At 50.3% G+C, this 10,214-nt stretch carries 8 protein-coding genes and 1 pseudogene; 6 read left to right on the top strand and 3 right to left on the bottom strand.

The features are described 5' to 3' along the window. The 3 genes from Xsto_RS14925 to Xsto_RS14915 all read right to left on the bottom strand — a co-directional run. A partial coding sequence (locus Xsto_RS14925; protein ID WP_211284327.1) for a toprim domain-containing protein occupies positions 1 to 973 on the bottom strand: 973 nt, incomplete at its 3' end. Between the two features lie 107 nt (positions 974 to 1,080). Then, positions 1,081 to 1,287 (bottom strand): helix-turn-helix transcriptional regulator, encoded by a 207-nt coding sequence (locus Xsto_RS14920; RefSeq protein WP_099125542.1) that lies wholly within the window; start codon positions 1,285 to 1,287, stop codon positions 1,081 to 1,083. 138 nt (positions 1,288 to 1,425) lie between these two features. Next, positions 1,426 to 2,697, bottom strand: a complete 1,272-nt coding sequence (locus Xsto_RS14915; protein WP_099125541.1) for a tyrosine-type recombinase/integrase — start codon at positions 2,695 to 2,697, stop codon at positions 1,426 to 1,428. A 180-nt stretch (positions 2,698 to 2,877) separates the two neighbouring features. Between Xsto_RS14915 and tssI the strand changes: the two are divergent. The 6 genes and pseudogenes from tssI to Xsto_RS21095 all read left to right on the top strand — a co-directional run. After that, a pseudogene (gene tssI / locus Xsto_RS14910) lies at positions 2,878 to 4,290 on the top strand (type VI secretion system tip protein TssI/VgrG); the annotation flags it as partial. A gap of 43 nt (positions 4,291 to 4,333) precedes the next feature. Further along, positions 4,334 to 4,789, top strand: coding sequence for a DcrB-related protein (locus tag Xsto_RS14905; RefSeq protein WP_099125540.1), 456 nt, complete (start codon positions 4,334 to 4,336; stop codon positions 4,787 to 4,789). Positions 4,790 to 4,803: 14 nt separating this feature from the next. Then, entirely contained in the window at positions 4,804 to 9,354 is a 4,551-nt protein-coding gene (locus tag Xsto_RS14900; protein ID WP_244590409.1) for an RHS repeat-associated core domain-containing protein, read from the top strand. Positions 9,355 to 9,359: 5 nt separating this feature from the next. Beyond that, positions 9,360 to 9,647, top strand: coding sequence for a hypothetical protein (locus Xsto_RS14895; protein WP_099125539.1), 288 nt, complete (start codon positions 9,360 to 9,362; stop codon positions 9,645 to 9,647). Between the two features lie 205 nt (positions 9,648 to 9,852). Beyond that, positions 9,853 to 10,077, top strand: a complete 225-nt coding sequence (locus tag Xsto_RS21470) for a hypothetical protein (protein WP_099125538.1) — start codon at positions 9,853 to 9,855, stop codon at positions 10,075 to 10,077. Between the two features lie 40 nt (positions 10,078 to 10,117). Further along, positions 10,118 to 10,214: IS1 family transposase (locus tag Xsto_RS21095; RefSeq protein WP_339955557.1), on the top strand; the 97-nt coding region annotated here is incomplete at its 3' end.

The following is a 10,214-nucleotide window of genomic DNA, read 5'->3' as shown; positions in this document are numbered from 1 at the left end:
TACCATGCTGCTGGCGATAATCATCCCAATCGGCTTTGTATTCCGTAGGTGGTAACGTAACCCAACCATTCACTGCAAGAGCCGCTTTCTCTGCTGAAATCTTGCCGATATTTACTTTTGGTTTGCCGTTCTTATCCAGTTCGCCAGGGTGATGCCAGTCATTATCTGCTGCCAGAATAATTTTCGTGTCCGGCCAACGCTCCTGAATGGCTTTAGCGACAGAAAGCAAATTGCCAGCATCCAGCGCCGCCAGAACAGTGCCTTTATAGAGTTGGCTAACCGTCAGTGCCGTGGCGTAACCTTCGGTAATGATGACCGTGTTGAAGTGTGCTTCCAGTGCTGATACGGCAATAAACGCCCCTTTCTTCTGGCTGCCGGACAGTAATTTTTTCTCACCATTGGGTTTGATGATCTGCGCACCAGTGATTTTTTTATCCAGTGTTGTTAGTGCCAACACTACCGAATTATCAGGCAACAACTGCTGATTAGGGCAGTGCAGCCCTTTTGCGATCAGATAGGGAGATTGTCCGGCGACAGTCTGCTTCATCAGTACCTCGGCGCTTTCGGCAATGGGTTGTGTTGGATAGAGGTTTTCTTTGGCAGGCTTGGGTTCGGGCAGAGGCAATGCCAACGAGCCAGCAATGATTTTCGCCGCCTCAGTGATCGAAATCCCTTTAGTTTTTGCTACTAAATCCAGTCCATCGCCATAGTTCGGGGCGTCACACTGGCGGCAATGCCAGTTGCCATGATGGTGATCATCGATAAAGTGGAAACGGTTAGTACCGCCGCAGACAGGGCAAGCACCGTGCTTACCTTTTGCCGGGATTTCAATGCCGCAAGCTGGCAACAAATTTTGCCAAGAATACATGGCAGAAATTTTCACGGTCTGGATCAAGTCAAGCGGTTTTTGATTGCTTGATTTTTTTGGGGCTGTAAATTCAGGGCGAGTTTGGGTATGCTGTGTATCAGCCATCATTTTTACCTTCCTTAATGGTTGTTGGTGAAACGCCTCAGATGTGTGCCATCACACTGGGGCGTTGTGTTTTATATTCTGTTTCTTATGTCATAGTCTTTTCTGTGTTATGCCGTTCGTGATTCTGCAATCCGCTGTGCAATCCAATTATCAATTTCTGCTTCAATAAAGGCCACGGAACGTGGGCCAATTTTAACTTGCTGTGGAAATGCGCCGTCACTAATCAGTTTGTAGATCCACGCTTTGCTGTAACCCGTTTTGCGTTGCACTTCTGGCAGACGAATCAGGTTGGTTTTTAATGCTGCCATTGTCATATTCATTCTCCTGTTATCGAGTCCCTGAGCGCTCACCGTGGACGTTGTTTGATGACAGGCGGATTATTTAAAAACCAAACTAAATGAACAGTGTTAAGTAGTTACCCCTCGATGAAAATTAACCGGTTGCAAATTGTACTAATGGTTTTTTCGGTCACGTAGCGGTTTAGCAAAATCATACGGAGTAATGAATTTTTCCCGGTTCGCATCCAGATAATCTGCCCACCACTGCATCATCAGCCGCCGTTCATCCAGATGTTTAGACGTGTGGATATACGCTGCCCTAACGCTGTTTCGTTCGATATGGCTGAGCTGCCGCTCGATGGCGTCATCACTCCAAAGACCTGATTCCCCCATTGCCCCGCGTGCCATTGTGCGGAATCCGTGTCCACATATTTCGGTTTTAGTGTCGTAGCCTATATTGCGTAAAATTCTGTTAACCGTTGTTGCATCTATAACTTTCGTGGAATAGTGAGCGCCGGGGAACATCACATCACCGTTACCGCTCAGTTTGTGCAGGGTTTTGATCAGCCGAACCGCCTGATGGCTTAACGGCACGATGTGATCATTTTTCATTTTCATGCCCCGTTCAGAGAATTTAACGCCTTCAATGGTTTTTCTTGTGGCAGGAATTTTCCACACGGCATTTTCAAGATCGATTTCCTGCCAGCGGGCGAATCTTAATTCGCTGATGCGGACAAATGTTAATAGTGTCAGCTCGACGGCTATTTTGAATATTAAGCGTCCACGGTAGGCGGATAAGCGTCTCAGGAAATCAGGTAAATCTTCGTGGGGCAGAGCCGGGCGGTGGTGACATTTTGCTGTAGTCAGTGCGCCTGCCATGTCGTTAGCCGGATTGTATTCCAAAATGTCATTCTGGACGGCGTAGCGCATAATCGCAGTGATGCGTTGGCATAAACGCTGGGCAATTTCATGTTTACCCTGTTCATCAATGGCTTTGATCGGAGCTAACAGTTGGCTGGTGCGTAATGTGGTAATATCACGTGCGCCAATGCAGGGGAAAATATATTTTTCAAGGCTACGTAATATTGTCTGGCGGTAATTTTCATCCCAACGCTTATTACTGGCATGCCAAACACGGGCGACCTGTTCAAAGGTGTTCACTTTGGCCGGAGAAGATGTACTTTTTTTCTCTGCTTTAGGGTCAATGCCCTGTGCCATTAGCTTTTTAGCTGCATCGCGTTTAGCACGAGCTTCGGCTAATGACACGGTTGGGTAGACACCAAACGCCATCCGGTCTTCTTTTTTATCTTTGGGGCGATGGTACTTCATGCGCCAATATTTAGATCCGCGTGGCGTGATCTCCAGATAGAGGCCTCCACCATCGGCAAGTTTGTAGGTTTTTTCTTTGGATTTTGCAGTTTCGACTTGTCGTGCGTTTAGTTTCATTATTAGGGCATCTCTATAATCGAATAGTCATCATCAAATGGTAAGTGCCCCAGATTATGCCCCTCACTGCATCTTGATTGCAACAGACAAAACTAGACGTAAAAATAATAGATCACACTGATTTTGTTGTAGTTTATAAAAATTATTTTACTTAGCTAGACCTCACTGGAAGTTAACATGGTTCCAATATCAGAAAGTGACTTTGCATTCCTGCAACGCCTGACCACAGAAGAAGGTATCTTCTACTTTTTTGAATGCGGCAACGGGCGCAATACGCTGGTGTTTGCCGATGATGCCGGCTCTGTCCCACCGGGCATCGTGCTGCCCTACCAGCCGGGTGACACCAGTACGCTGGGCGAGCCGGCGGTGAGCCACCTGACACACCGGGCACAGGTTCGACCGGCGATGGTGCAACTCAAAGACTACACCTTCAAAAATCCGGCGTGGCCGGCCGAATTCAGCCAGCAGATGAAGGAGGACACGCTCCAGCAGGGGTATTACGAACATTACGACTATCCGGGGCGTTTTAAGGATGAGGCGCACGGTAAGGATTTCACCCGTTACCGTCTGGAGGGACTTCGCAACAATGCCGTGACAGGACAAGGCCGTGGTCATGCGATTGCCATTCAGCCGGGACGGTTATTCACCCTGTACAACCATCCGCGTGAAGACCTGAACCAGTCCTGGCAGGTGGTGGGGGCAAGTCATACCGGCAGTCAGCCCCAGGCACGCGAAACCGCCAACAGTGGTACGGGGACTACCCTGCACAGCCAGTTCCACTTTATCCGCCATAACCAGCACTGGCGTCCGGCACCGTTGCCGAAACCGGTGATTGACGGCCCACAAATTGCCAACGTCGTGGGACCTGCCGGGGAAGAAATCTTCTGTGACCAGTACGGCCGTATCCGTTTGCAATTTCCATGGGACCGCTACGGCAAGAGCGATGACCAGAGTTCCTGCTGGATCCGCGTCACTCAACCGTGGGCCGGTCAGGGCTGGGGCATGCTGGCAATCCCGCGTATCGGGCAGGAAGTGGTGGTGGATTTTCTGCACGGCGATCCGGACCAACCCATCGTCACCGGGCGCACCTACCATGCCAGCAATATCCCGCCGGGCGGATTGCCGGGCAGCAAAACCCAGATGGCCTTCCGCTCCAAAACCCACAAAGGCGAAGGTTACAACGAACTGCTGTTTGAAGATGCGAAAGGCAGCGAGCGACTGGCTCTGCATGCGCAGAAGGATATGCAGACGACGGTAAAAAATGACCAGAGTCTGGTCGTGGAAGCCGGTAACCGGAGCCTGCTCATCCAGACGGGGGATGAACATAAAACCGTCCGGCAAGGTAACCTGACCGAGACCATCTGCCAGAAACGCAGTACACAAGCCAATGTGGTGCAGGTGAAAGCCAATGCGGGCAAAGCCGGGGCGGGGACGCAATTGTATGAAGCCGAGGATGATATCACGCTGAAAGTCGGCAGCGGCACCATTCAAATGACGAAAACCAACATTAAAATTTCGTTCGGGGGCGCCAGTATTGAGCTGAATGACAGCGGGGTCACCGTATTAGGCGGCCAGGTTAACATCAACAAATAACGCGTTTTGATTTTTAACTTGCAGAAAGCCAGAAGGAACTTCCATGAACAACCAACTTGATCTCACGCCTTTCCACTTCAATCAGGGCACGATTATGCTGCCCGCCAGCTGGCAGGATGCCAGTATTCTGGTATTGAACAGCACCGATGAAAAAAATGGCACCAGTTTCACCCTCTCCCGTGACAATTTACCGTGGGGGCTGGCATTCAGTCAGTTTGCCGAACGGGAAATGACCGCCATCAGCAAGCAACTGAAAGATTATGAAGCGATAGCCCATGAATCCGGTGAACTGAACGGTTTTGAGACCGAGACTTTCGAATTTCGCTGGCGTGCCCCAAGTGGTCCGGTACATCAGTTAATGATGTTGTTGAATACCCCAAAACAGGTGCTGATTTTCACCGGCACCTGTCAGGGGGAGATGACAGCAGCACAACGGGAACAGATGCAGACCATGATGGCAACGTTCCGGTTACGCGATGAACTGAAGGATAACGCCTGACAGGGAGGTGTAACATGAGTGTTTCACAGAATGTGATGATGGGCGCAGCGGCGGCAGGGCGCCCTTCTCCGTTGCCTGCCACACACAATCATCCCTCGCCTTCAAAGGGCAGAAAATCTGCGCCAGTCCCGCCACGGACAGAAAAATCCACGTCTGACCGGGCACTGGAATTTTTACAAAGCGATACCTTCGCCAATGCCACGCTGGCAACCAGTGCCACCTATGCGGTGGCTACGGGGGCGGCGGCCCCTTTCGCGGTCGGATTAGCCGCCGGTGCCATCGGTGGGGAGGCGGGGATGTATGTCGGGGATAAAGTCGGTCACGCTATCGCCAAAGGCATGGGGATGAGCACCGTCGCAACCGAAGGTGAAAATCCGGCCAGAGAAGGCGATGCCATTGCCCACCAGAATAAAAATGCCGGGCTATGGGGCGCGCTGGGTGGGATTTTACTGGGTGCGGTTGCGGCAGTGGCGGTGGGTGCTCTGGTGGTGGCTACGGGAGGCGCGGCACTGGTTGTGGTTGCGGCGGCCGCGGCGGCCGGCGGGTTTGTCGGTGGTGCCTGTGCCGGAATGGGTGCCGCCATCGGGCAATATGGCAGTAATAAAGGCACCATTGCGAAAGGATCACCCAATGTGTTCTTTGAGGGTAAACCGGTCGCGCGGAAAGGCGACCCGGTGGTGTGCAGTGACCATCCTCCCGGTATGGTCGCTGAAGGCGCCAAGACCGTGTTTGCCAACGGCAGGCCAATTGCCCGGCTGGGACATCGCACCACCTGTGACGCCAATATCAACAGTGCCGCGGGATCCATTTCTGTTACCCAGGAAACGGGCGAGGCGCTCCCTATTTTGCAGGAAAGCAATAAAGCCTTGCAGTGGGCGGTGGTCATTGCCGGATTATTACCGTTTCCACGCAATAAAAAAGGCGTCACAAAATCGGATAAGCCGAAAGCCTCCACGCAGAAAAAAAGTAAAAAGCCGAACGACAACGATACCTGTAGTGACCCGGTCGACATGGCCACCGGGGATTTTCTGCAACAGTGGCCGATGCTCTCCCTGCCCGGCACCCTGCCGCTGTCACTGACCCGCACTTACCGTTCAACCGAAAATTTTGCCGGTCTGTTCGGTCCTAAATGGTCTGATGACTGGTCACAACACCTGAAACGGGAGGGAGAAGCCACCCATTTTACCGATGCGGATGGGGTGGTTTATACCTTCCATACGCCGGATGAAAACGCATTCTCGGTTAACCTGCATGCCGGGCATTATCTGCTGTTTGGCTCTTTAACGGGCGGGTTGCATCTGTTTGATCGTCAGACCCAATTAACGCGGAGTTTTGAACAGCCGGCAGGCGATAAACGGTTATTGTCTGCGATCCGTGACCGTCACCATAACCACATCACCTTCCATTATGATGATCCCTTCGGGGAGCAACAATACCGGCTGTCACAGGTTACTCATTCCGATGGTTATCGGGTGTTATTGGACTACGACCAGAACCGGCTGGCTTCTGTCGAATACCGGACTGAAGCACTGCGCCAGACACTGGTTACCTGTCAGTACAACGCCCAATATTACCTGTCAGAATGCCATTCGTTTCAGTTCAGTCATCTGTGGCACGAATACGATCCCCGTGGCGCGATGACCCGCTGGCATGACACGGATTCAACGGATGTGTCGATGGAGTATGACAACCGTGGGCGGGTAGTCTCGGTCAGCACTCCACAAGGCTACTGGCAGGATCGTTTTTTGTATGATGATGTCAATAAAGTCACCACCTATCTGGACGCGGAAGGTGGGTGTACCCGCTATTGGTACAATGAGGACAGTCAGATCACCCGTAAAGTTGACCCACTGGGGCGGGAAACCGTGCTGGAGTGGGATCTGAGTCATCAACTGTCAGAAACTGACCCTCTGGGCAGAAAAACACAGTTTGAATATACGCCTTATGGGGAACTGACCCAACTGATACAGCCTTCCGGTGAGGTGTTTGTCTACGATTATGATGAATACGGTCAACTGGTGCAGGCCAAACTGCCGGATGGCAAAAAATGGCTTTTTCACTACAGCGACCAGGGCGCACTGGATGCCGTGACCGATCCGCAAGGGCGATTGGAAGAATACCGTTACAACCAGCATGGTGAAATCCTCAGGCGGGTACTGCCTGATGGTACCCAGTGGCGTTATGAATATGAACAGCACCGGCTTCATGGTGTTCTGGCGCCCAATGGTTACACCACCCGTTACGACCAGGATGGGCTGGGGAGGTTGCGGAGTATGATTGATGCCCTGGGCCAGCAAACCCGTTATCAGCACTGTGCATTTCATGCCAGTCCGGAAAATAGCGTCACGGAAATTGAATTGCCGGACGGGGTAAAACAGCATATCAGCTATGATAATGAGCGCCGGGTGACTGCGGTCACGGATGGTGAGGGGAATACCACGCGTTATACTTATGGTGCCTTTGACCTGCTGACCCGGCTCACCCGTCCGGATGGAACCGTCCTGCATTTTGGTTATGATCGCTTAATTCGCCTGAACAGCGTGACGATGACCACTGGTGAAATCTATCGCTATGAGCGGGATTTAGCCGGACAAATTATTCGTGAAACCGATTTTACCGGACGCACGATCGACTATACCTATGACCGGGCCGGCCGCCGAACCCTGACACGCTATCCCAACGGTCAGCTCATTCGTGTTTGTTATAATGCCAAGAACCAGATTTTACGGCAGGAATACTGGCAGGCCGGGAAATTAGACACGACCCTGCAGGCCGAGACGGCCTATACCTACGACTCCAAAGGCCGGATGATCCGGGCCGTTTCAGCGGATGCGGTGGTGGAATTCGAATATGACGAGGCCGGGCATCTGATAAGTGAGCGTCTGAACGGACGTGAAATCGCGCATGAATGGGATAACCTCAACGACCTGCCTGTTGCAGAAACACTGGGTGATGATACGCTGCATTTTGGGTATAACCGGATGGGCGGGTTAAACCATTTTCAGTTTAACCAACACAGCCCGTTATCTTTACAGCATGATCCACTGGGGCAAGAAATAGTGCGGGAAAGTGACCAAGGCTTTATCCTGGCCAGCCGTTATACCGTATCGGGTTTGCTGTCTCATCAGTCAGCCGGACGGGCAACCGCCCTGTTCCGGGAAACCCTGCAACAAAACAATCCTCACTTCCCGCCACAGGCCACGGCGGTCAATCGGAGCTGGCAATATGACCGGGCGTACAACCTCCGGGTGATTGATGATGGCCGCTGGGGACAGACCCGTTACCGCTACAATACGAACGGTCAGATAACCCAGACCCGGTATCAGGGGGCACGCCCGTATGAAGAGCAGTTCAGTTATGATGCCAATGGTAACTTAAGCCAGCATATTCCCGTGGATGCGCATGGCGCAATCACCCACATCACACAACGCCAGAAAGCCGGTCGTGTCGTGCAGCACGGCAATATTCGCTATCGTTATGACACCAGCGGACGGCTTATTGAAAAAACTGAGCCGCGTGACGGTTTCCGGCCACAAGTGTGGCGCTACCGCTGGGATGTGCTGAATCAACTGACGCAATGTGAAACCCCGGACGGCTCGCGCTGGCATTATCGCTATGATGCTTTCGGGCGAAGAATCCGTAAACTGAAAGTGCACGATGGAAAACTGGCCGCGGCCAATTTACAGCGCTGGCTCAATGGCAAGCCGGATCTCAGTGTTAAACCCAACACAATTATGGGGCAGGATTATCTGTGGAGCGGTGACCAGCTTATCGAAGAAACGCCCCTGTATGCCGATGGTACCCCCGCAGACGAACAGCGCATCCGCTGGCTCTACGAACCGGGCGCACTGACACCGTCAGCACGTTTTGAGTGCGGCAAGCTACACTATATTGTCAGTGACCATCAGGGTACACCGCGCGAAATGTTGAACGAGGAAGGCGGACTGGTCTGGGCGCAGCGGCTGACCACATGGGGTAAGGCGGAACGTTCCCAAGTCATCGCTTCCAATGATGCAGATTATCACGTCAGCTGTAATCTACGGTTCATGGGGCAGTACGAAGATCAGGAAAGTGGGTTATACTATAACCGCTTCCGGTATTATGACCGGGATACAGGACAGTACCTGACGCCAGATCCACTGAATCTCGAAGGTGGCTTGAATCCTTATGGCTATGTACATAATCCGTTGTCTTGGGTTGATCCATTCGGGTTGGAGGCTTGTCCTAAGAAAATAGACCAGTTACGAAATGGCCCACAGAAAACAGTTGTAACAGTAAAAACTAAAAAAGAAGCCGATGAGCTAATAAAAACGGCTTTCCCAGATGCACAAAAAGTTAGAGGTATAGGTTCTCAGGATGCCCAAGGGATCAGGAAAAAGAATAAGATGGATCAATTTAAGAAAAAGGACGGTAAGGTCAGGTATAGAAAAGATTATACGATAGACTCAAAAACTGGACGAGTTTATGGTCATGATGATCCAAAGGGAACTGGGCATGGGAAATTACCCCATATCAATATCAAACGTTCAGATGGAACAATGGTGAGAATTGATATAACTGGTTAAAAAATATGGAAAATATTATTAATGCTATTAATCGAGGTAAAGTTCGTGGTTACTCAGAAAGTAAACAGATTGAAGACGAAACTTATCTTTTTGAATATGCTATAAAGAAAAACAATGGTCAGTATTTAGCTTATATTTTTTCTATTGATGAGTCTAAAATGGATGTTTATGAAGATTATGCTATTGAAGAAATACAGAATTTTCAGTCAGTTGATGAAGCTCTGAGATATTTAGAATCTAAAGGTGCTGACATTCAAAAATTAAAAGGGATCAAGAGGGTTCTTCCATTTTAACTTAAACCGAACTTATCGCAGTTAACTGAATAAAAGCCGGAAAGATCCAATAATCTTCCGGCTTTTTCCCTTTTAAGAGCCGCTCATTTCCTGTTCTTAGTTACTTTTATAGTCGCCAATCAGTTCACGCATTCGCAGCTTAATGTCACTGAGCTGATCTTGCTGACGCTGGTACTGTTGCCTGATGCTCTAGGTACCGCCTTGAATGGTGCAGATTATCAGTAATCATAATACATATTCTGGACAGGTAGATGCTAAGATTGTAGCAATAAAAGCTGCATATGAGCACCAAGATGAAAATCAAAGAATCACTGAACGAGAAGCAAGGGATAGAATAAGAAAAGTTCAAATGGAGATGAAAAATAGGATTTGGTCAGGAAATGTCCCTACTAATACATGCAAGAGATTAGGTCATGCTCCCAATGATTAGATCTTGTGATAAACTCCCTACTTTTTATTCTGGGTGAAATATGGCTAAAGTGGATGTGATTTGTCGTTACTGTCATAAAACAAACGAGGTTAAAGGGCATGGAAAAGGACGTACTGGACATCCTCGCTATCACTGCT

This window comes from Xenorhabdus stockiae, from assembly GCF_002632825.1.
Taxonomy (GTDB): Bacteria; Pseudomonadota; Gammaproteobacteria; order Enterobacterales; family Enterobacteriaceae; genus Xenorhabdus; species Xenorhabdus stockiae.
This window is presented reverse-complemented; position numbering and strand designations above follow the sequence as displayed.